Here is a 23609-nt window from a genome sequence, read left to right as displayed (position 1 = left end):
ATTATGATAGGAAATTTATTACGGCTAAATCACTTGATCAAAATCATTTTACGTGAGAAGGTGAACATGTCGGTTGGATTATTTATTTTTACCGCTTCAATTTTATAAAAGTAAATTTCAGAAGCAAGAGAGTTCGTTATCGCATTATTAGCATTCCAAACAACATTGTACACGCCTGATGGTTGAACCTCATTGACCAAAACATCCACCACCTGACCTAAAAGATTATAAAGAGTCAGCTTCACTCTGCTTTCGGCAGGCAAAGTATAATTGATAGTGGTGGAAGGATTAAACGGGTTGGGATAATTCTGGTTCAATGAATACTCTGCCGGAGTTAATTCTTCTTCTACGCCGGTTGTTGTATTGATGGTAACTTGCATCGTATCCGGAGACTTAACGCTATTATCGGTGAAAATAATCATCCCCGTTTCATTTGACGGATTGGAAACTGAGGCAGTTACTGTAATTTGCTGGCTGTCGTTCGGAGCTACAGTTAATGTTAACGGATAAACCGAGACCGATCCCATCGTTGAATGGATGTTATCTATGACGAGGTCAACTTCACCGTCGTTCTGTATATAAAAGCTTTCAACAACCGGTGATCCCGGAACCACACCAACAAAAGCTAACCCCGGAGGATTGCGCAAGCTACGCGGTGGCAAAACCGATTGTCCGCTTACTTTGATCGTATCATATTTCTTTGGAACGCCGTACTCAAGAAAAATATTCTCCTGGTATGTTCCTTTTTTAGTCGAATTAAAAGTAACTAACACAGTATTAGATACACCCGGGCTTACACGAATAACCGAAGGATTTACCGCGAATGTGGATGAAAGTTGAGAGCTTATTATCGTGAGTGTATCGGTGCCGGAATTACTTATTCTAACCGAATCGACTTTAGCTTTACCTATCACTATTTTTCCAAAATTTATATTTGTTTTCGACAATACTAATTTTACGCTCGACACCGGTGTTGTAAAACTCCACACATTGGAAAATTCACCTGCGACTATTTGATTTGAAGCGTGCACCCTCCAATAATATTTCGCATTCCAATCGAGTCCGGTTATTTCTTTTGATACATTCGAACAAAGTGAATCTTCAAATATGGTTGAAGAGAAAGTAGTGTCTTTCGATACTTGTAAATGATAGAGTGAAGCACCCACAACCGAATCCCATTTGACAACGATTGAATTTGTAGATAGAATAGATTCATTTACAGGAGCAATCAACGGCACTGAAGAAAGGGACTGGGCTCCTGAGATCGCAATTGAGATTTCATCGACAAAATAAGTTGAAACAATCGAAGTGTTATTTTGAACGACTATGTAATGAACATCTAATCCACCCGGATTCATTGAATCGGCTGGTAAATCTACGCTCACCCATTGATTCACCGGTAATGATTTGAACACGAATTGTGGAAAAGTTCCACCTGCTATGTTCGCAAAATAGACTTTAATTGTGAGACCTGAGGTTGTATTATAGAAATTGAACTTGAATCTCTGATCAGGCAAAGTTGTTATCGGCTTCGGCGATTCCCAGGTACCGCTTATAAACCTCAATGCCCCCCAAGCGTTTTGAATTGATTTTATCGAATATAATCCCTGATATTTGTTTTCAGTACTCTTAAGTGTTATAGTTGAACTCCACGATGCGTTGTTCCATGGTGAATTTAACGAATCATTGTATACTAATTCCTCAACCGGGTCCACAGGTGGCGGCGGCGGTGGAATTACTATTTTTTCAGAATCGGTAACGAACGACCAAGTCTCAGACCATTGACTTGTACCTGCCGTATTACGAACATTAGCTCTCCAATAGTAAGAAGATAGATAGTTCAGATTCGAAATCTGTTTTGATGTTGCAGACAGAGTTGAATCATCTAAAATCAAATTTGTGAACGAAACATCACTTGAAATCTGTAAACGATAGTTCGTCGCTCCGGCTGCAAAGTTCCATTGCATCAATGGATTAATAGATACGTTGTTGCTGTTATTTGCTGGTGCTGATAATATTGGAGCTTGGGGAGGTACAACGACAATCGGCAATCCACCCAAAAAAGATTCCTTGACGGCACGTAATAATGGGTCACGTATTAAATTGGGATATTGAGCAACAGGAAAATCAGTTGTACCAAGATAACCACCACCGACTTCCCAAAGTATTAAACCACCGATACCATTTTCTTTTGTAAGATTCATTATCTCGCGAATCGTCGATGTATCTTGATATGTCACATAAATATCGGATGAATTTCCAACACTGTCGATTCCGATGTATGGAACTTTGCAGATATTATCATAATGATAACTTACTGTGGCTGTATCAATATACTTTTTCCGTAAAACGTAATATTGTGTTTCTTTACCACCCACAACCGTTGGAGCAGTTGACCATCTTTGTCGCGGCGCAGTTACTCCGTTACCGGATCCATCCGAAAGTAAGCCGCCTTTCCACACCCAGCCGTTGAAATCAATTCCTACACCGAATTTATTTTTGGGAATTCCCGCGTCAAGAAATTTTTGCATTTTCGATTGAACCGTGGTCATTACCACGCCATAAATATCTGTATCGGTTGATGGAGCGGACGGCGCGTTATTATGCCAACTTTTACCAAACCAAGTCCCGAAATAATCGTAACTCATCAAATTAATTTGATCGAAGTATTGATTTAATCTTCCCCACAAACTTGCAAAATTGTAGACAGCGCATGTTAAATATGGTTTCTTTGAAACATCGTGATATGAGTGATGTGTTTGCAATGAGTCGTATAATTCTTTTATAAATAGAGATATATTCGCTGTATCAGAAGCATTTACCGGCTCGATATCTATATCAATTCCATCATATTCATAAGTACGAATTGCCTCCATAAAATTGTGAACGAGATTTGATCTATATGTTGCACTGATGGCGGTAGAAAACGATGTATTCCCAGCTCCACCGGCAGATAATATAACAGGTTTCCCTTTCGAATGGACATAATCGTTGAATGGTTTACGTCGTGATGTAACAATATTATTATATGCTAAAGTACCATCCGACTGGATGGCTGCAGCGAACATTATTACGTGCGTCATCGCATCAAGGTCAACTGCCTGATATGGCATATTGCCATAATTCCCATCTGTACCTGAGCCCATGTGAAGTGTCCAAGAAGCGATATATCCGGAGATCCATATCGTGGGATTGGAATTAACTTTCATATTTATTGGATTTGAATCTGATTTCGCACCTCCAAATGCGTTCGAGTATAATGAAAAAACAAAAATAAAAACCATCATTAAAACATGTTTCATTCGAATCTTGCCAACTTTCATCATTTTATTTAACATACCATTCATCATTTTCTTCATTTCTTATTTCATTCAATTAAAAGGTACTGAATGAGCGATGTGATTTCAATGAAACTTTGACAAATGTCACAGCGGACGATATATTGTGATTTAGATGTGGTAATTGGCTTCTCTTTTATTCAACAATTTGTCGAAATAGAGAATCTTTGAAAGACGTTTCCTTGTTTATTTATCCGATAAATTTTTAGATAACTTAAGAATTACAGCTTATGAGGGAGATACACGCAGAATCGGATTCTATAGGGTGGAAAAAAATATTGAGGAAAATTCAGATAAATTTCCAATTGAATTGGGAAGGTTCGTAGAAATTAGATAAGAAGATACTTTTAAGCAATCTTTTGTAAAGCAGATTGCATATTTGCAATGAGGTATGAATAAATATATCTCGATGGATAGCATTGAATTGCTAAACATCGAAATACAACTAATTTTTAGTTAGCGAAAATTAAACAGACTGCTTTTTATTCCGCTCAGAAACGGAAGGACGATTTTCGAAAACCTGTGTTTTTTGTTCTATTCTTGACACTTCTTCGAAGCGAACTTTAAATTTCCGAATAACGATGTTATGATTTCTGGCAATTTCAATTAAGCGCTTCATTATTGTCGGCTTGATCGAGTCGTTACTCAGTATTACTTCCGATATTCCTTTGGTATTGATTAAGCGCTCTAATTTCCAATGGCCACCGAAAATCGGATAACCGTTTAATCTTTTACCTTCGAGTCTCGGATCATCATCTAAAAATCCTACAGGTGAAATCTGCAAACTGGTGTCATCCACCATTTCCTGAAGCATGAGACCGCCCTTAATATCGGCGCCGTATATCAGGACATTTTTCTTCCCGCGTTCACCGCGCTTCGAGAAATAATTCAGGATTTGATACGATATCCTCGTTCCCATAACGAGTGTTATCAAAAGATAAAAATCGATAATTAAAATTGTGATACTAAAATGAAAACCCATCTTTGGAAAGAGCGCAAAAGTACCCCACGTAGCCGCAACTGCTATTGAAACGACTTTTATAATCTTCAATATATCGCCAAACCCCCACTGGTGGAATGTTCCTTTATACAATCCGCTGAAATAAAAAATAACCAATTGAATTCCCGAAACTAGCATAATCGTTTTAAAAACACTCTGATTATATGCCAGACCAGATGGACCTATTGATGCCAACGCGGTTGCAGATACGAAAGAAATAATAATAAATGCGATATCGAGGAAACCGAGGAAAAATGTATTATTCATCAATTGCATTTTATATATCGGAAGCAGATAGCCGTTACGTAAGACAGCCATCTCTTTATACTTCAATTGACTAACACCAACTATAGTTGCAACGCTGATCGCTATCAGAATTGGTATAGCGCTCAAGGTGTTTGTAACAGTTACCGCGAACGCTCCGATACCGAATACGACAGAAACCACATAAAGAAGTAACACAACTTTACGATGGGATAAGCCGAGGTTAATCAATTGATGATGAATATGACCTTTATCAGGATCGAATAATGTTAACATCTTTCGTATGAACGGCTTGTATTCTTTTTGTTCAGGGAACATTGAGCGAAGGAAACGTCTCGTCATGGCAAGCATAGTATCCATGATCGGTAGACCAAGTGTGAGAAACGGAACGATAATTGAAAATGCGGTTGATCCTTTAGTGGAACTTGTCATCGATAAAATCGCAAGTGTAAACCCGATGAAGAGAGATCCTGAATCCCCCAGAAAAATCCGGGCGCGGTTAAAATTGTAGCGTAAAAATCCGAGCACGGCACCGGCAAGTAATAGCGCCAACATGGCAGAGCCGATATCATTCTTCATAAATGATATCAGGAAAATAGTGATGGCAACGATGAGAGCAACTCCCGATGCGAGCCCATCTAAACCGTCTATCAGATTGAAAGCGTTGGTAACTCCTACGATCCAGAGAATTGTAGCGGGGAAATCAAGTAAGCCGAGATCTAATAACGCGAAATCCATAGGAGAGGTAATTGTTGAGATACGGAACCCTGCAAAATAAACAATCGACGCAGCAAGTACCTGGCCAATAAATTTTTTGCCCGGCGTTAATTGTTTTAGATCATCCCAAATTCCCAGGATTAAAACAATCGATAAAGAAACTACCAACATTATTCCGGTATTGGGAGTGATGGTGCCAAACGGATGAACTGATGGTTGAAGATACAACGAAAAGATTAACCCGGCAAAAAAACTGATATAGATAGCTATTCCACCCAGACGCGGTATCGGATATTTATGTACCTTCCGATCATTCGGCATATCCATCGCACCGATATGCTCGGCGAATCCGATAACATACGGAGTTACAACTAGCGATAAAATCAGAGGAATAACAAAAATTAATATCAAAGGTAATAACATGACAATCCCACCAAAGCCCTTTCTTACCTAACAGTTTACAAAAAAAATGTTCAAAGCACAAATATTTTTATCCGAGTTACCCATTAAAATTCAATTTAATCCTTCGTTAAAATTTATAGCAAAAACCTGTTTATTACTCAAATATTGCTGATATAGATATGGAGGCAGATGCTCCATCCGGATACTCTTCCATCCGGCAGTTGATATAGTATTTTTCATAACATTATCAAATTCTTTAAGATTCCCCGGCCATGAATAAGTTAGTACAAATTGGCGAAATTCCTCCGAAGTAATCGTATCGCTCATCACACGAGAAGAAGAATACTTTTCGATCGATTTTCTTAAATAATAAAGTATATCATTCTTTCTTTCTCTGAAAGGAGGAAAATTAACGATAATAGGAAATAATCGATGTATTAATTCGTTGGTCTCAGGATTCAATTTATTAACGATCTTTGAATCCATTCCTGCAAAAAACCGAACGTTTAATGGGATATCTTCAACACCGCCAACCCGACGAAAATGTTGATTCTCAACTTCTCTCACTAAGCGAGATATCATTCGAGGCGATAATTTTTCAATATTTTCAAAATATATTGAACCTTTATGAACATTCTCAAGAGTACCGCGATTGATCTCAACTCCGGTCAGCGCTAAATCTTCCGAACCAAATATTATTTTTTCTAACAAAGATTGATAATTGTAATTACAATCGAATCTTCTGAAAAGACGTTGTTCACGACCACTTATCTGATGTATTCGTGAAGCAATGTATTCTCTTTCCGTCCCCTCTTCGCCAACAATAATCAAGCCCAGGCCGCCTAAAATTATCGGTTCAATCTTTTTTAATAATTCTTCAACCGACGGACTATCGGCAGATAGAACTTCTTGCGTAACCAAACTAATCATATAGATTTCTTTCACTAATAGCGTTGTTCTGTTTTCCAAAGAATGAATGAACCGGTGATGAATATCGACCGGTCCGTTGAACGGCTTGGTGAAATAGAAATATCAAAATTACCATAACCTGAACGTATACCTAAGCCAACTCTGGCAGACTTATCCAGATTCTTCACTGTATAACCGCCACGAATAGCAAGAAACTGTATCGGATATATCTCGACACCACCGGAGTATTGAATACCTGTTTGCCCGAAAATTTTTTCGTTGGAGATTGCCACGGTAACGATATTCTGATTTGGAATTGCAGGGTACCGCATGGCAACACCCGCTTGCAAACTTTGGGGTAATTTCTCTGACCTAATAGCAGTTGTTCCACCGCTGATATTATAATGAATTCCTGTTCCAATGCCGTTGTACGCAGCACCATATGTTATTTCGGGTGAAGGAGAATAGCAGATACCCAGAGATGCTGAAGCACCCAGCAAATTTGTATTTCCTGCCTGTCCATAATCGACACCGATCCTGGCACCGACGCTGAATGTCGGCATTATTTCTTTCGCGTATGCAAAATCATAACCGATTTGGAATGGATGGATATTGGTGGTTGTAACCTTTTTTAAATATCCGATATGACTTACGCTCAAACCAAAAACCATTGCTTCTGAAAAACCGGTACGCACCGGTAAGCCAACATTTTCCGTCATACCATCGAAATATCTTTCTTGATTATGGTTGAGAACCAATGATGATTTTGTTAAGTGAACAAGCGCCGCCGGATTCGAATACATCGTATTCGCATCGTATGCTTCGGCAACAAGTGCATCAGCTAACGAAGCTGCACGAGCCCCGATAAGTGCATGTCTGGAATTAAAATACAACGTTTGAGCATCCAGACTGTTAATGAATAAACATCCAATCATTGACTGGATGAATATGAATGAAATTATCCTTTTTGAACTGTTCATTTCGGCACTCGGTTAATTAAATATTCGGAAGAAACCGAAAATAAATATGGCGTCACGCATAAAATCGGATAATTCCCTTATGACGTTCGATTTTTTGGGTATAAATACTGTATCACCTGGGCGAACCATCGGAATAGCTTCAATATTTCCGTTCTCTATATAAGCTGTTAGATCAACATCGATCGGTTGATCGCTCATACCATTGCGAATGATCCTGATATGCCTCAAATCAGAATCGATGGTTGTACCGCCTGCGGCAGAAAGAACTTCGATTAATGTCACATCCGTTGTAATAGGATAATTATTCTGATTTGTTATTGCACCAAGAACGGCAATCTTTTGGGGAATCGCGCTTGTGATCGTTGCAGATAATTGAATTTCTCCCTGGATGTATACCGAAAGTTTTTGTTTCAATTGTTCCGTGAATTGTTCTTTTGTCAATCCCGCTGCGACAACCTCTCCTAAAAGAGGAACAGTGACCGCACCATTTTCTTTAACGGGTCCTTGACAATTAAATTCAGGATATCCCCAAACTGCAATTTGCACCTGATCGGATTGCCTAATAACATAACCGCTCGATTGCGCTTCAACTTGCATCGAACGGCTACCCGATCGGATAATTTGTGTCAGATTATCTTTCGCTATTTCTTCTGAAGGTGAACACCCTATAATCATCACAAACAAACCAGATATGCCAAATAATATTATTCGTTTTATCATAAATCTTTATAAATTAGTTGAAAATTTTTCCTCCTTACGAGATGTTTCAGAAATCAATTAACAGGAGGAGTTGGTAGATGCCTATTCTAATTGGCAAATCCTATGCCATAGGATTCAATTATGATATCGAAAATTGATCCCTAAAGGCACCACAATGTGCGAATTATAGATCTGATAAATGTTGATATCGGTCACCGATTTGAAATTAGAGCTCATCCGGTTAAGATTCTTTTATTTTTCGTAGACCAAATGATTGAATAATGGATAAAAGTAAATAATTTACACACAAGAATAACTCGAGTTTTGCTGGCATTGAGCATTTTTAAATTTAGCGTGTAAATAGTTCCCACTTCATGGTTGGAACAATAAAATTATGAGAATTGTTTGAGAAAAGTGATCTGCCACAACAAATATTTTCACGAATTTACTTAATTATAAACGATCATTAATGGCATGTTAGTTGCCTTTAATAAACGCGCTACCTGAAATTATTTTCATCACTTAAAGGAAATCAAATTGCGTTCTGCACAATTTACATTACACGAAATATTTTCTCTCTTTCGAAGAAGGAGAAAATTTTTCTATATCCCAATAATTATCATCACAAGTATCAGCATAGTCGGTGCTCTGCTTCTTCCGCAAAAGTTCGAATCTTCATCAACAATACTTGTTCAACGGGATGAAATCCCCAACCTCTTGCTTGGCTACGAAATTTCAAGAGCGATGGCGTCTGAAGACCGCCTTAGAACATTCAATGAAATCCTCTACAGCAGAACTATGCTTCTGAAATTGATAGATAGCCTCGGGTATGGAGAGAAAGCCCAGACTGAAGAAAAAAGACAAAAACTTGTAAATGCACTTACGAACTTAATTGAAACTGAGAAGCGCGGTTCCGACTCGTTCAGAATTACATTTACGGACGACGATCCACAAAGAGCGAAGCGTGCTGTTGAACTTCTATCGAAGCTTTTCATTGAAACTTTAATGGGAGTTGAAAATCAGCGAGGGGAACAGTCAGTTCAATTTTTCGAAAATAAACTTGCTGAAATAAAAGAAAAGTTTGAATTGAGTCAGCGGCAAGTTGTTTCTATAATCGGCCGGCGAATTAGCTCTTTACCGACAGAGAGTCGCACTTTGTATGGCCAATTGGAAACCATTGAAAAACAAATAGCAGATTTCGACGTCAAATTAAGAACAAATCACCAGGCATTCAATACCCTTCGTACTTCATCTTTAAATTTGAAAACTGAGGAAAGCCGAAATTCGCTTTATGAATTGCAGGGTCTTGATATACCTTTCGCGCTGGAACTCCGCACCCTGTTGTCAAAATACGATGATTACCTCAGGCGTTACACTCCTCAATATCCCGAAGTGCAAAAAATCGAATCACAGTTGCCGGAACTCTTGGAAAGGATGAAAACTTCAATTGATTCTGAAATCAAGAGGATCAATTCATCACGAACAGAACTTGAAACGCGCAAGACACAAATTATTGATGGTATCAGGGAATCGTCGATTAGCGAGCAAATGGGTGGAGATAAGGAGTCGGATTACACAATTTACAGGAAATTGTATGATGAGATGAAAGTCAAGCTTGAGCAAGCCCGTACTTCTCGCGATCTGAGTCTAAAGAGTGCAAATCAATTTGTTATAATAGATCCGCCAATAGTACCGATAACCCCGACAAAACCCAATCGTCCGATGATTGTATTCGGTGGATTGGGCGTTAGTATCTTTTTTGGATTTCTTTCGGTTATACTTGCAGAATTACTCGATACAACGATTAGAGCTCCAAAAGATATTGAAGTATATCAAAAGCCGATTATAGCTTTCATAGGCGAAGGCATCAAAGAGGAACGAAAGTGATAATACACACTTCGTTCCGGCTGATTGACTAAAAATATTAATAAATAATAGATAATAAATGATAGATCCAGGATCAAAACAGACTCACACTGGTGCTAACCCAAACATTGGCGAATCAGAGAGTCATGAAAAAAATGAAAAAATAATTCGTCTCATAAAAACGGTTGTGACCAATCCCGAAACAGGGAAATTCATAGATGAATCTGTAATAAAATACAAATATTACAATTCATTTAATTATTTTCTACTCTCGCGCGATAATCAAAACGTTAATTTAACTCTCGGCATAACAAGCGCAAAACTGGGTGAAGGAAAAACTTTGATCAGTTGCAACATGGCAGTTTCGTTCGCCATGGGGTCCCAGAAAAAAACTATTTTGGTCGATCTCAATGTGGCTAATCCGAACCTCCACAGGATTTTTGGAGTTCCTTTAGCTCCGGGATTGACAGAGGGTTTGATATCTTCCGAGATCAATGTGTCACGAACAATGATAGAAAATTTAGATGTGCTGACGGCTGGCAGCACAATTATCCCTCATGAAAATCTATTTGCAAATAATTCCATACACGAAGACACATCTCCCGTTTCATCGCGGGCGATGCTGGGGCTTGATCAGCTCGCCGCATTCAGAGATTTAATCTATTCGCTTGAACAGCACTATGAACTTATAATCGTAGATATGCCGGCAATCAACTCTGTCTGCGTGCCAACACTTTTTGCTAATCAACTGCACGGATTGGTTGTAGTAGTTCACTCGGGAAAAACTAAGAAGGAAGAAGTGGATGCAATATTTCAGCGCATCAATGAACGACAAGTGCTCGGTTTCGTGTTGAACAGATTCGATCTCCCTCAAGAACATCACTAACCAGTTTTACAGATGATAGCAGTTATCGGAACACTAGGTCTCCTGATGATAGTTGTAATAATCGGAAAACATATCCGTCAACATCATTGGAGACAACATATCTTAATCGTAATAATCGCCATGCTTCAAGTGGCGGTTGTTGTTTATGTGATGTATTCGCTTCAAATACCGGACGCTACATTTTTAAGGTAGGAATATGCAAATCGAACCGGAAAATAAAATTATTCAGAAATTTAAATTCGCTTGGTTAGCTGCGAAATTTAACACACACAGAAGCACCATTCTCATTATCATTCTTTCATTAATTCTATCGATCATATTTTTGAGCAGCGGTGGAAGCGTATTCGCGACTGTGGCCGTGATATTTCTCGTTTTGGCGGTGATGATTACATTATACCGAGTTGATTGGGGATTCATATTATTCATTGGCATGGTGTTGTTATTTGACCAATTTCCGCCGCGAGGTTACGGGATAACTATAATCGGAACAGAGTATTTTGGAAATTTAAAAGCGCTTCCGCTTTTTTCGAGAATCGATGCTGCCGTTCTGAATCCGCTTGAACTCCAATTGTTACTGATTGGAACGGTTTGGATAATAATGATCGTTCTCGGCAAGAATGTGCAATTGAATCGTGTGCCGGTTTGGTTTACAGCTCTTCTTTTTTTCGGCTGGCTTATTATTTCTGCGGTTTATGGTTTAGCAAGAGGTGGAGATTTTTTACCTGCCCTATGGGAATTAAGGGCATTGTTCTACATGGGAGTTATTTATTTTTTTATCCCGCAAATTATCCAATCGCGGGAACAACTGCGGCTGCTGATCTGGGTTGTCATCGGCGCGCTCACTTTTAAAGCAATGCAAGGCGTTATTCGCGCCCTGAGATTGGGATTTAGTTTCGGATCCAGAACTGAACTTACGAATCACGAAGATCCTTTGTTCTTCGTCTCCCTTTTTATCCTATTGTTCGGTATGATTTTATTCAAGAGTGATGATAATCAAAAGAAAATCCTATATTGGTTGTTATTACCTCTGTTGGGAATTTTCATTTTATCTCAGCGACGTGCAACATATGCCGCGTTTGGATTTGCCCTGATCACATTTATAATTCTTTTACCAAAAATTCAACGGGTAAAACTATTCAAGAGGATGTTTCCCGTTGCTGTAGTCGGCATATTTTATTTGGCGATCTTTTGGAACAGCGAAAGCAGTATCGCTCTACCGGCTCAACTTGTTAAATCTTCGTTCTCCTCCGACGAGGAAGCTGCAGGCGACAGATACTATTCAAACCTTTACCGAGATTTTGAAAATTATAATCTTGCTCAAACAGTCAGGAGATCTCCTATTATTGGTATCGGTTTCGGTAATAAATATGATCAACCTGTAGCGTTGCCCAAGATTCCTTTTCCTCTCCGAGAATATATACCACACAACGAGATTTATTGGCTGATGGTGAAGATGGGTGTCATTGGATTTTTCTTATTCTGGCTTTTCATAAATTCGTACGTTCTGAGTGCGACATACACTTTCATGCGTTTAAAGGATCCATACTTGAAAGCCCTTTGTGCCGTTGCTATAATCGCGATCGTCGGACAAATCGTTGTCTCGTTTGTTGATTTGCAATTAACTTTTTACAGAAATATGGTTTACCTCGGGATGATTATGGGTTTGTTATCTACCTTAGTAAGGTTAGATATAACAGAAGATTCCACAAAAATTTTAAATACACCGGCTGTTAAATGATGAATCATAATTTTACTTCGGTAAAGATATTAGATGTACGGGTCGATCGTGTAACAATGAAAGATACACTGAACTTCGTGAAGTCGGCAATTTCGGATGGCGGCTATCATCAAATAGTTACAGTAAATCCGGAATTTGTGATGAAAGCTCAAAAGAATATTTTGTTCCGGAATATTCTGAACGAGGCGAAACTTTCTCTTCCCGATGGCATAGGGATAGTTTTGGCTTCTAAATTGTTAGGGAAACAAATACCGGAGCGAGTTACCGGTGTTGATACAGTTGAGCGAATTTCCGAGCTGGCTCGTGACAACGATTGGAGAATATTTTTTCTCGGCGCGGCAGATGGAGTTGCAGAACAAGCCGCTAATATTCTACGAACCAAATATCCGGGGATAAAGATTGTTGGCACTTTCTCTGGTTCACCCAGAATTGAAGACGAAGATGATATCTGTTCAAAAATAACTGACGCCAAACCGCATATTCTTCTCGTGGCATACGGCGCTCCTAACCAGGATATTTGGATAGCGCGCAACCAGAAAAAATTGCAAGTTCCAATCGCGATAGGTATCGGCGGCACATTCGATTTTATAGCAGGCGTCTCGCCCCGCGCACCTTTACTGATGCAGAAAGTAGGAATGGAATGGCTGTATCGCTTAATTCGCGAACCTTGGAGATGGAAACGGATGCTCGCATTGCCTCATTTTGCGGCACTTGTTCTTTACACAAGAATTTTTAGACATAATCATAATTAATTCTGAATAAATGATGTTAAATATTTTTATTAAATATATTTTCCCGAAAAACCATATCCAAAAAGAAACCGGAATATGAGCATAGAAGTTGCCAAATCGGTTACGAAAAACGCCGCTGTTCTTATGGGCTCACAGGCAATAACATGGACTATGAGTTTCGTGCTGATGCTCTTCCTTCCACGTTATCTCGGAAGCGCAAATTACGGATATCTGTATTTAGCCAATTCAATAATCGGAATATTTATTGTGTTCATCGATTTTGGCGGCAGATATTCAATAGCAAAAGAAATATCAAGATCTCCCGATCTTGCTGCCTCAATTGTGGTGAATGGCATGGGCATCCGATTTATTTTTTGGATAATTTCTGTGGTTGTGCTTGTTATATTCATAATGATCGCAGGTTACCCGCAAATCGTCAATATGCTGCTCCTACTATTTATACTCAACATGCTCTGGGAGGGGATGAGAAAAGTATTATGGAGTTATTTTCAGGGGACAGAGCAGATGAGATATCCGTCTCTTGGTTCAATATCAGAGCAAATATTCATTACATTTTTTACGGTGAGTTTATTGTTATCGGGCGCGGGTGTCTTTGTGATAGGAATTGTTTATACTCTCGGCACATTTATAAACTTTTTCATCCACGCAAAATATGCACGAAAATTGATCACCCCTCTGCCGGCTTATCAATATAATGAGTCTGTGAAATTAATTAAGAAAGGAATTCCATATTTTCTTTGGTCAATTTTCGGAATTATTTATTATCGCGTAGACGCGATAATGCTTTCTTTCTTAACTCCGGCATCAGTAGTCGGTTGGTATGGCGCCGCTTATCGTTTTTTTGATGTACTAATGTTCATCCCAAGCATATTCAGCATAGCGGTATTTCCGGTCCTCTCCCGACTCTGGAAAAGCAAAGATACACTTGCCGTAACAACAATCAAGAGCATAGATTTTATCGTAATCGCGGGAATACCGGTAACGATCGGATTATATTATTTTGCAAAAAATATTACTCAATTATTTTACGGACTGGAAGGATATGCTCCTTCGGTCTTAATCCTGCAAATATTTTCAATAGGGATTCTTCTTGTTTACATCGATATGATACTTGGCACCGCCATTCTCGCATCGGATAAACAACGGCAATGGTCAATCGTTGCTTTGTTTGCTGTCATCATCAATGTCGCATTAAATTATCTGATCATTCCTTACACTCAAAATGTTTACCACAATGGTGGTATCGGTTCGGCAATTGCTACAATCATCACCGAATTTTTTGTTATGGTTTGTGCTTTACTTCTCATTCCAAAAAATACATTTGAAAACAGCAAAATCAGCATTACTCTAAAAGCTGTCTCCAGTGGAATTATAATGGCGATCAGTATCAAGTTAATGCAACTTATTTTACTCCCTTGGATTTTACAGGGAATTCTAGCTTCAATAATATATATAGCATCTCTTCTTCTGTTGAAAACACTTGAACCGGATGAGTTAGAATTCTTTAAGAATTACATCTCACTAAAAAACATAAAACAAGTTTTCCTACCATCAAAAGGTAAACAATAATGAAAATTTTGCACTTAATGCCATATTCCCCTGTACCTCCAAATTTTGGCGGGGCATTACGAGTTTATCATATATTGCGGTTACTCGCCCGGAATCATGAAGTCACTGTTCTAACATTTGGGAATGAACAAAATAAAAAAGAATTGGAATCACATTTCGGAGATCGTGTAAAAGATATTCATGTTATCGAGAAACCATGGACAAGAAGATATAAGAGAATAGGGCAGCTATATTCAGTCCTCAGCAAACATAGTTTTTTTTATATGATGGCGCGGCACTCCCTCATGCAACATAAGTTAGATGAATTATGCCATAATGATAATTATGATATCGCCCTTACAGAATTTTCTCACACCGCATCATATGAAATGAAAACAAATGCGGTTAAGATTATGGACGCACACAATGTTGAGTACGAAATTTTCAGACGCATGTGGCTCAACGCCCATTCACCGCTGAGACAATTCTATTATAAAAGTGAATATAAAAAATTCTATCACGAAGAGATGATCGCAATTCGCCGGCAGAACGCTCTCCTTGTTACATCTGAAAATGATAAAACAATATTAGATCAGGAAGTACCGGAGATTCAGAAGTATGTCATTCCGAACGGAGTGGATGCTGAATACTTTACACCGACAAATGAAACACGCGAACCACATTCGTTAGTTTTCACAGGAGCTATGTCATACGTTCCCAATTACGACGGAATGCTTCATTTTCTTGATACAACTTTTCCGTTAATTCAAAAAGCAATACCCGACATTAAACTGTACATAGTCGGCAACCGTCCTCCTAAAAATTTGTTAAGCCGTGCATCTCACAATGTAATTATCACCGGTTTTGTGGACGACGTTCGACCTTTCATCAACCGTTCAAGCGCATACATTGTTCCGCTCCGGATGGGAAGCGGCACACGCTTAAAAGTTTTAGAAGCGATGGCAATGCGAATACCAATAGTTACAACAAGTATAGGTTGCGAGGGGATTGATGTTGTTGATAATGAATCGGTCTTAATCGGCAATGAACCACATGCGTTCGCAGACTCTGTTATCGCGCTACTGAACAACAAATCTTTACAGCACACTTTGACCGAAAAAGGATTTGAACTGATGAAATCTCATTATGAGTGGTCTGTGATAGGCGATAATTTAGAACGCACATTACATACGCTTGTCAGTAAAAATAAAAATAAATCCGATTTCACTCATCAACCATAACGGATCGGCAATGAAAATAAACGATTTTATAAAAAGATACAAGCGGCGTCTGAAAAAGCATTCTTTGATCGGACATCTCCGCGGATTATGGTTTTCACGTAAATTTTCAAAATCCGGAATCTTAGTTGTAAGTGGCGGGCATCCATCCCCGAAAATATATAACGACGGTGGAGAAATATATTCGGAAAATTGTCAGTTCTACTCCGGGATTCGAATTGAGATCGGTAAAAATGCTATTGTTAAAATTGGAAATGGAACATATATAAACCGAAATTCTCTGATTGTTTCTCATAAACAAGTCGATATCGGTAAGGACTGTAAAATCTCGTGGGATGTCATAATAATGGATACGGATCAACACGCAATCCCCGGCATAGCCATGGAAGATAAACCTGTTATAATAGAAGACGGAGTTTGGATAGGGTGCCGTTCAATTATTCTAAAAGGAGTACGCATTGGAACCGGCGCAATCATCGCGGCTGGCGCAATCGTAACAAAAGATGTGGCTCCACATACTCTGGTTGGCGGCGTACCTGCCCGCCTTTTGCTCGAATTAAATAAACAAGACAATGCAAGTTAAAATAATGATAACTTTTTTCACAACTGCTGGAAATGGCACCTTGAAGGGATGTAATTATGGCAAGCGATAACGATCTAGAGGTAAAAATGCCGGGTCAGGGTAATCCACACAAAATCAAGGTACTAATGTATCATCTGATAACTGAAAATTATTATTTCAGTCGAAAATTTAAAGATATCAGTTTACTGTTAGATTTATTTCGCAGTCAGATGAGATTTCTCGACCGTTGGGGTTTTACAACGATCACTTTTGAAGATTACCGTCTCTTCCTGAACGGTGAATTAAACCTTCCCCAGAAACCGATCATCATAACATTCGATGATGGATATGAAGAAATTTACACAAATGTACTTCCGGTAATGCGTGAATTTGGCATGAAGGGTGTGCTATTTATTATGGGAGATAGAAAAATTAAAACAAGTGTCTGGGATACACCGCTCGGCATCCCTCCGTTACAATTACTGAACGACCGGCAAATAATCGAATTACAAGCATCCGGTTTCGAAATAGGATCTCATTCTTTATCGCATCCGCAATTACCGGTTATTTCCCATGTGAATGCTTGGGAAGAGATTTCCCAATCTCGGATGAAGTTAGAAATATTACTGAATGCACCGGTAAAAACATTTGCATATCCTTACGGCTTAACGAACGAATCTGTTAAAAAGATGGTATCCGATGCCGGTTATGATTTCGGATGCGGAACATACACGGGACCACCGGCATTCGGACAGGATCTCTTTGAAATCAGACGAATGCTAATGTCAGGCGGCATGTCCATGAGTAAGTTCGCATTTAGAATGTTAACACCATATCAATATATCGATTGGGTAAAGCGAAAAATAAAAACAAAAATAATTCCGCAATCGAAAAATAATAACCCTTATTCCGGTATTCTTGATCGATAATAAGTTCATTAAAAATTGACTCTAAATGACAAATAATCACAGTGAAATATCTCCATCTAATTTAAAGGTTGTATTAATCGACAAATGGACTGATTTTTCCGATTTCGAATTAGAATGGAATAAATTTGCGGAAAATTCAAATGCTCATATTTATCAAACTCATTCGTGGCTCTATTCATGGTGGAAAAATTATAACAATCCGAAAAACGATTTTTTGTATATTTTGATTTTTTATCATGGCAACGAAATTGTTGGTATAGCGCCATTCTACGTCCAGGCAGATTCATTATTCGGAAAGATATTTTATCGCCGCCTGTGTCTGTTAGGTGGCGGGAACGCATTCAATAAGTCGTTCGGTATTTTTTTGGATGACGGTCCTAGCGATTATCTCGATGTCCTGATAAAACCTCAATATGAAAAAATATTTTCGGAAGCATTATCAAATTATCTCACAGAAAATTCTCAAATTTATGACGAAATATCTTTGTTGAATATCAGAGAAGACAGTAATACGTACAAACACCTGCTTCCCGAACTGCAACGGAAAGGATTAAGCAATAAAATTTCGCACGCGGATGTTTGTCCCTATGTAACAACTCCGCCATCCGTCGAAAAATTTCTAAATGAAAAAAATCCGAGCATTAAGAGACGACTTTCTCAATCTTGGAAGGCAGGCAGAGAAGGTACGATTTTTTCGGTTCGCAGTGCTTTGTCTCATGAAGAATACGATATATCAATCTCATCTCTAATCAAATTACATCAAAACCGGTGGAATAAGATAGGATATCCGGGATTCTTCGCGAATAAAAATTATAAAAACTTTTTTGACGAGGTAATTTTAAAATTTTACCGGAACAACTGGCTCTGGTTCAAAACAGCAGATGATGGTGAGCATTGTGTAGCGGGACGACTCGCATTCCGATTCAACAATCGACTCTATGATTACCTGACAGGATTCGATGAATCTACCCCCGCGGCGAAACGGAGACCCGGACTTGCATTATTGATCGAGATGGTGGACGACGGAATCCGCGAAAATATCGCGACCATCGATCTTCTCCGCGGTGACGAAGCGTATAAATTCGAATTTACGAGCACATTAACACATAATTATAATCTGAGAATCAAATTGCCGGATTCCGAGAACGCTCTGCAATCTCCTTTTCTGAATCTGTTAAAATTCATCTCCTTTATCAGATTCCTTCTACACAAAGAAATTGAATTAGTGAAGATTCAACATCAGAGTAAAAAATTTCCACTTTTCATCTTTACTTATTTGAAATTCAGAGCACCGATGCTGGTGAAAAAATTAAAAACTATTTTTCATCCTGAAACCGATTAATTAAATTTTTCAACAAATACATTATTTCGACATGAAAGTATTAACATTAGTATCCACAGGACTTAACAGACCGGATCGCGAGAAACTCATACGCGAGGAGGAAGCGGACCGTCACCCGCGTTCCTCATATTACAGCACGGCGATGAATTCAGACATGCTCGACGAAAAATTCCTCTCAAAGGCGCCGGCGTGGAGGCGTTTGATATATAAGTTTCTACCCACTCTCCTCTCTCAGATTCTCGAAGCATTTTTTATTTGTCATAGATACGATATAGTCGTTACATGGGCTGAACGGTTAGGTTATCCGTTCGGTATTCTATTGAAATTAACAGGCAGATCGGTTCCGCACATTACTTTGAGCAGCTGGATTTCTAATCCTAAAAAATCAAAATTATTGAAATTTTCTCAATCTCATATCGATCGAATTTTGATGTGGTCAACTGTTCAAAAAGAATTCGCCATAAAAAAATTAAATATACTTGAATCCAAAATCGCATTCATCCGAAAGTTTGCCGATCAGCGTTTTTATCGTCCGATGAATATAGAAACGACAATGATTTGTGCGGCGGGTTCGGAAATGAGAGATTACCCGACTCTCATCGAAGCGTTGCGTGGGATCGACATCCCGTGCCACATAGCAACGGGAATAACACGCGGTAAATTGTATGATACAGTGAAAGCGCTGTACGATATAAATGATATTCCGATCAATGTAACTATAGGCAAAAAAAATTATTTGGAACTTAGAGAATTGTATTCTAAATCCCGGTTTGTTGTTGTTCCGGTTCTTCCAACCGACACAGATAACGGATTGACATGCATCCTTGAATCTATGGCAATGGGAAAAGCCGTTATATGTTCTCGAACAGAGGGGCAGGTTGATGTGGTTCAAGATGGTATCACGGGGATATTCGTGCCCACGCAAAATCCGAATGCGCTCCGCGAAGCAATTTTATCTCTCTGGAACGATCCGGAACGAGCAGAACGGATGGGAAAAGCTGCAAGAGAATATTTAGAAAAATATCACACGCTCGAGCAATTTGTTGACAGTGTAAAACAAATCGCGGAGATTGTGATATCCGAAAAAAATAAACGCAAACATAATGGTTAATAATAAAATGTCTTTGGCACATAAGAAGTTAGCCGAAATATCAGCACGATGCGGTGAAAAAACCGCATTGATATCAGATGACACAACGGTGACATATTCTGACCTTGTTAATAACATCGACATCCTTTCCGATATTTTAATCTTAGAAGGATTACACAAGAGCGGTAAAGTTATGTTGTTGATGAAAAACCTGACTGCTGAGGTCACTGCAATCTTTGCCACGATTCGCAGCGGGGGCGTAGCAATACCGATTAACCAGACATATTCTCCTGCTCAAATACGGAATATTATTGGAATTATAAAACCATGGATTATAATCACGACCAATGAAGATTTGGCAAGATTTCCCTTCATACCGGATATAGTTACTTGTCCAATCCTATTCATGGAAAATGTTCATGACTCTCCTCTTCTGACTGAAAAATATCGTAATAAATCATTGAATTATTTAAATTCACGCGCAATTGATAAACTAACGGACATTCAGCCAGAAGATATTGCGCTCTCGGTTCCTTATTCGAATTCTGCAAATGAGCTGGCATCTCTCAACTTAAATCATCACGAGATATTAAGGATTATAACAAGATCGCATTCGCTTGATAGCATCGATCAAGAACCAATTGAACCGATTTCAACTGATCTATTTATGCAGTTCAGTTTTATTAGAGCAATCCGCATACTTTTAAATGGCGGCACAGTAGATATATCATTGAATACAGTTCGCTCTAATGATAAAATTTATTCTAAACATGAATGAAGCATTTACAAATACAGAACATCATGCATTCACTCTATACAAGATGTAAATATTTATTCAGCAGAATCTCAAAATGAGACCATGAAGGAATTATCACGATATAAATCGAAAACCGATGTTACACCGGTGATTCTGCTTGGCGGCGGCATCATCGCGCTTTCCATTGGGCGGTCTCTGGCACGTGTAAATGCCCGAACATTCGTTCTCGATGACCCTCAAAGTGATGCATATTCCTCCCGTTATTGCACAGGCGTACATCTTCCGGCGGATAATAATAATATTAATGGCTGGTACTATTGGCTAATCAATGACGGACATAAGATTCATGATCGCCCCATATTGATCCCTTGTTGCGACGAAGGTTTAACTTTAATAGCGCATCACCGGAAACAGCTTGAAAAGTTTTATAATATAATTGAAGGCGACGACAATCTCACTCTTGTTTTATTAGATAAGTTAAAAACTTACGATCTGGTTTGTAAGCACAAATTAGATATACCGGGAACTTGGCCTGTTAATTCAATTGATGATCTTCGAACATTGACGAATGTAATAAAATATCCGTGCGCTTTAAAACCGCGCGAGTCTCATATTTTTGCAAATCATTTTCCATCATTAAAATTATTTGTCATTAACTCGGAAAAAGAATTATTTGATAAGTTCAGAGAAGCCGACAAATTTAATTTAAAAATGATGGTGACTGAATTGATTCCCACTGCTACAGATGCATACCACAGTTATTATACTTACATCGATAGAAACGGGGAACCGCTATTTCATTTTACTAAACTCCGGTTTCGTCAGTATCCTAATTTATTCGGGCTTGGGACATACAATATTTCCAACTGGAATCAGGTAGTTGCAGATCTCGGATTACGGTTTATTAAAAGTGTAGGTTTGAAGGGAATCGGAACTGTGGAATTTATCAAAGATGCACGCGATGGTTCATTTAAATTTATCGAATGTAATCCACGTTTCACCGGTACAACGGAGTTACTTCCATTATCAGGATTGGATTGGCCTCTCCTCGTTTATAATCACCTCCTCGGCAAACCATTGCCGGAAATCGATTACAAACGAGGTGTTCGGATAATCAGGCTTGCAAGCGATTTCTTAGCATTCAGAGAAATGCATAAAAACGGTAAGCTGGGTTGGATGAAATGGATAACCAGTATAGCACATTACCAACATTTTTTTTATTTCCGTTGGAACGACCCGCTTCCCTTTCTCAGCAAAACAATGAAATTCATTAAACATAGATGCGAAAAAATTTTTCAATTAAGTCGAACAGATAAATGAAAACATTATTATCGTCACAATTATCATAAGCGAATCATTTCAATAGAACTTTAAATGTCGAACATTTATCAAATAGAAGCGCTAAAATCTCTTGAGCAGCTTACAGCAATTCGTACTGATTGGGATAGACTTGTTAAACAGGTAGGGACAGATTCACCTTGTTTAACTTACGAATGGTTGACAACGTGGTGGCATTGCATGAAAGATGATGATAAAGAATTAATTGTCTTAGTTATCAAAAAGGAAGGTAATATTATAGGCATTGCACCGTTCATGCTGGTGAAAGATAGATTTCTATTTCTAAATATCCGGGAAATAAGATTTCTCTCAATGTCGCGTTACGCTGATTCACCTTCGAGCATTACAGCGGCGTTCGATTTTATTACTCCGAACAGCAATGATGATTTATTTAAAGCGATAATTCAATTTTTAAAAGATAATTTTCATTGGCATTTCATTCACCTCAATCCGATTTCAGGTGATTCGCCAAACATCGAGCATGTAAAAATTGCCTCTCGCGCATTAGGTTTCATTAATGACGCGAAAGTTGTCTTTGATAACGTAATTCTCAGGATTAGCGATTCATGGCCCGACTATTTCAAATCTCTTTCAAGAAATTTCAGGAAACAACTAAATGCCGCACAAAAAAAATTAAATGCAGTTGGTAAAATAGACATTCAATTGTACACAACGAAAAGTGATCTCCAATATCACATGGCAACACTTTTGGATATTGAAAAAAGGAGTTGGAAGTGGGATGTCGGGATCAGCATTAATTCAACCGCGTTCCGTGACTTCTTTTACCGGCTTCCCGGTAATTGTGTTGGTGATGTAACGATTCAATTATGGCTACTGAGTGTAGCAGGCAAATATATCGCGTATGATTATAATATTTTATTCAATAATTCAGTCGTAAGTTTAAAAGGCAGTTACGACTCAAAATATCATTTATATAGTCCCGGCAATATACTGCTTGCGAAAGAAATTGAATATGCCTTCGAACAAAAATATAATTCCATAAATATGTTATGGGGAATGACAACTGCCAAACAGCATTGGCTCCCTATAACGAAACCATACATCGAAATTGTAATTTTCAACAAAGACTGGTTTTCGCGATTCCTGTTTCTTGTACTGGTTAAAATGCACTTTTTTACTGTAAGACGAATTTTTCAGGAATATCGAGATAGATTGCTCAGAAAGTTCAAAATCTTTTTAAAAAATTCAGAGTTAACCCGTATGGATCAACTAAACAGAAAGGGGCAGTAACTT

General features: G+C 38.5%; 19 protein-coding genes. 14 read left to right on the top strand and 5 right to left on the bottom strand.

The genetic code is table 11. The features are described from left to right. Positions 1-29: 29 nt before the first annotated feature. From HZB59_10890 to HZB59_10870, 5 genes are all read right to left on the bottom strand, one after another. The gene (locus HZB59_10890; protein MBI5021931.1) at positions 30-3359 is read right to left on the bottom strand and encodes a choice-of-anchor D domain-containing protein; all 3330 of its coding nucleotides are present in this window, start codon (positions 3357-3359) and stop codon (positions 30-32) included. A 445-nt stretch (positions 3360-3804) separates the two neighbouring features. Next, positions 3805-5742 carry a hypothetical protein gene (locus tag HZB59_10885; protein ID MBI5021930.1) on the bottom strand — a complete coding sequence of 646 codons (1938 nt, stop codon included), beginning with the start codon at positions 5740-5742 and terminating at the stop codon, positions 3805-3807. Positions 5743-5832: 90 nt separating this feature from the next. Beyond that, positions 5833-6651 (bottom strand): sigma 54-interacting transcriptional regulator, encoded by an 819-nt coding sequence (locus tag HZB59_10880; protein ID MBI5021929.1) that lies wholly within the window; start codon positions 6649-6651, stop codon positions 5833-5835. 14 nt (positions 6652-6665) lie between these two features. Next, a complete protein-coding gene (locus tag HZB59_10875) occupies positions 6666-7610 on the bottom strand; it encodes a hypothetical protein (protein MBI5021928.1) in 945 nt (314 codons plus the stop codon). A gap of 12 nt (positions 7611-7622) precedes the next feature. Continuing rightward, on the bottom strand, positions 7623-8330 hold the full coding sequence (locus tag HZB59_10870) for a polysaccharide biosynthesis/export family protein (GenBank protein ID MBI5021927.1): 708 nt from the start codon (positions 8328-8330) through the stop codon (positions 7623-7625). 516 nt (positions 8331-8846) lie between these two features. Here HZB59_10870 and HZB59_10865 point away from each other — a divergent pair. The 14 genes from HZB59_10865 to HZB59_10800 all read left to right on the top strand — a co-directional run bounded on the left by HZB59_10865 (position 8847) and on the right by HZB59_10800 (position 23606). Further along, a complete protein-coding gene (locus HZB59_10865) occupies positions 8847-10196 on the top strand; it encodes a hypothetical protein (GenBank protein MBI5021926.1) in 1350 nt (449 codons plus the stop codon). A gap of 58 nt (positions 10197-10254) precedes the next feature. Beyond that, positions 10255-11061, top strand: coding sequence for a CpsD/CapB family tyrosine-protein kinase (locus HZB59_10860; protein ID MBI5021925.1), 807 nt, complete (start codon positions 10255-10257; stop codon positions 11059-11061). A 12-nt stretch (positions 11062-11073) separates the two neighbouring features. Continuing rightward, positions 11074-11253: a hypothetical protein gene (locus HZB59_10855; protein ID MBI5021924.1), complete on the top strand. Its 180-nt coding sequence runs from the start codon at positions 11074-11076 to the stop codon at positions 11251-11253. 4 nt (positions 11254-11257) lie between these two features. Further along, positions 11258-12799, top strand: coding sequence for an O-antigen ligase family protein (locus HZB59_10850; GenBank protein ID MBI5021923.1), 1542 nt, complete (start codon positions 11258-11260; stop codon positions 12797-12799). Then, positions 12799-13551 carry a WecB/TagA/CpsF family glycosyltransferase gene (locus tag HZB59_10845; GenBank protein MBI5021922.1) on the top strand — a complete coding sequence of 251 codons (753 nt, stop codon included), beginning with the start codon at positions 12799-12801 and terminating at the stop codon, positions 13549-13551. Before HZB59_10850 ends, HZB59_10845 begins: the two co-directional genes overlap by 1 nt. Positions 13552-13626: 75 nt before the next feature. Continuing rightward, on the top strand, positions 13627-15120 hold the full coding sequence (locus tag HZB59_10840; protein MBI5021921.1) for a flippase: 1494 nt from the start codon (positions 13627-13629) through the stop codon (positions 15118-15120). After that, positions 15120-16340, top strand: a complete 1221-nt coding sequence (locus HZB59_10835; protein MBI5021920.1) for a glycosyltransferase — start codon at positions 15120-15122, stop codon at positions 16338-16340. Before HZB59_10840 ends, HZB59_10835 begins: the two co-directional genes overlap by 1 nt. Before the next feature lie 10 nt (positions 16341-16350). Beyond that, the gene (locus HZB59_10830) at positions 16351-16920 is read left to right on the top strand and encodes an acyltransferase (GenBank protein MBI5021919.1); all 570 of its coding nucleotides are present in this window, start codon (positions 16351-16353) and stop codon (positions 16918-16920) included. Between the two features lie 56 nt (positions 16921-16976). Then, positions 16977-17828: a polysaccharide deacetylase family protein gene (locus HZB59_10825; GenBank protein MBI5021918.1), complete on the top strand. Its 852-nt coding sequence runs from the start codon at positions 16977-16979 to the stop codon at positions 17826-17828. A gap of 25 nt (positions 17829-17853) precedes the next feature. Further along, entirely contained in the window at positions 17854-19170 is a 1317-nt protein-coding gene (locus HZB59_10820; protein ID MBI5021917.1) for a GNAT family N-acetyltransferase, read from the top strand. Positions 19171-19201: 31 nt separating this feature from the next. Further along, positions 19202-20281 (top strand): glycosyltransferase family 4 protein, encoded by a 1080-nt coding sequence (locus HZB59_10815; protein ID MBI5021916.1) that lies wholly within the window; start codon positions 19202-19204, stop codon positions 20279-20281. 7 nt (positions 20282-20288) lie between these two features. Next, complete coding sequence (locus tag HZB59_10810) at positions 20289-21038, top strand: AMP-binding protein (GenBank protein ID MBI5021915.1); 750 nt, start codon at positions 20289-20291, stop codon at positions 21036-21038. Between the two features lie 81 nt (positions 21039-21119). Continuing rightward, positions 21120-22337: a hypothetical protein gene (locus HZB59_10805; protein ID MBI5021914.1), complete on the top strand. Its 1218-nt coding sequence runs from the start codon at positions 21120-21122 to the stop codon at positions 22335-22337. A gap of 54 nt (positions 22338-22391) precedes the next feature. After that, a complete protein-coding gene (locus HZB59_10800; GenBank protein ID MBI5021913.1) occupies positions 22392-23606 on the top strand; it encodes a GNAT family N-acetyltransferase in 1215 nt (404 codons plus the stop codon). Positions 23607-23609 lie beyond the last annotated feature (3 nt).

The sequence above is a fragment of the Ignavibacteriales bacterium genome (assembly GCA_016214905.1).
In the GTDB taxonomy this organism is placed as follows: Bacteria; Bacteroidota; Ignavibacteria; order UBA10030; family SZUA-254; genus PNNN01.
The sequence above is the reverse complement of the archived record's forward strand: the minus strand, read 5'-3'. Positions and strand labels throughout refer to the sequence as shown.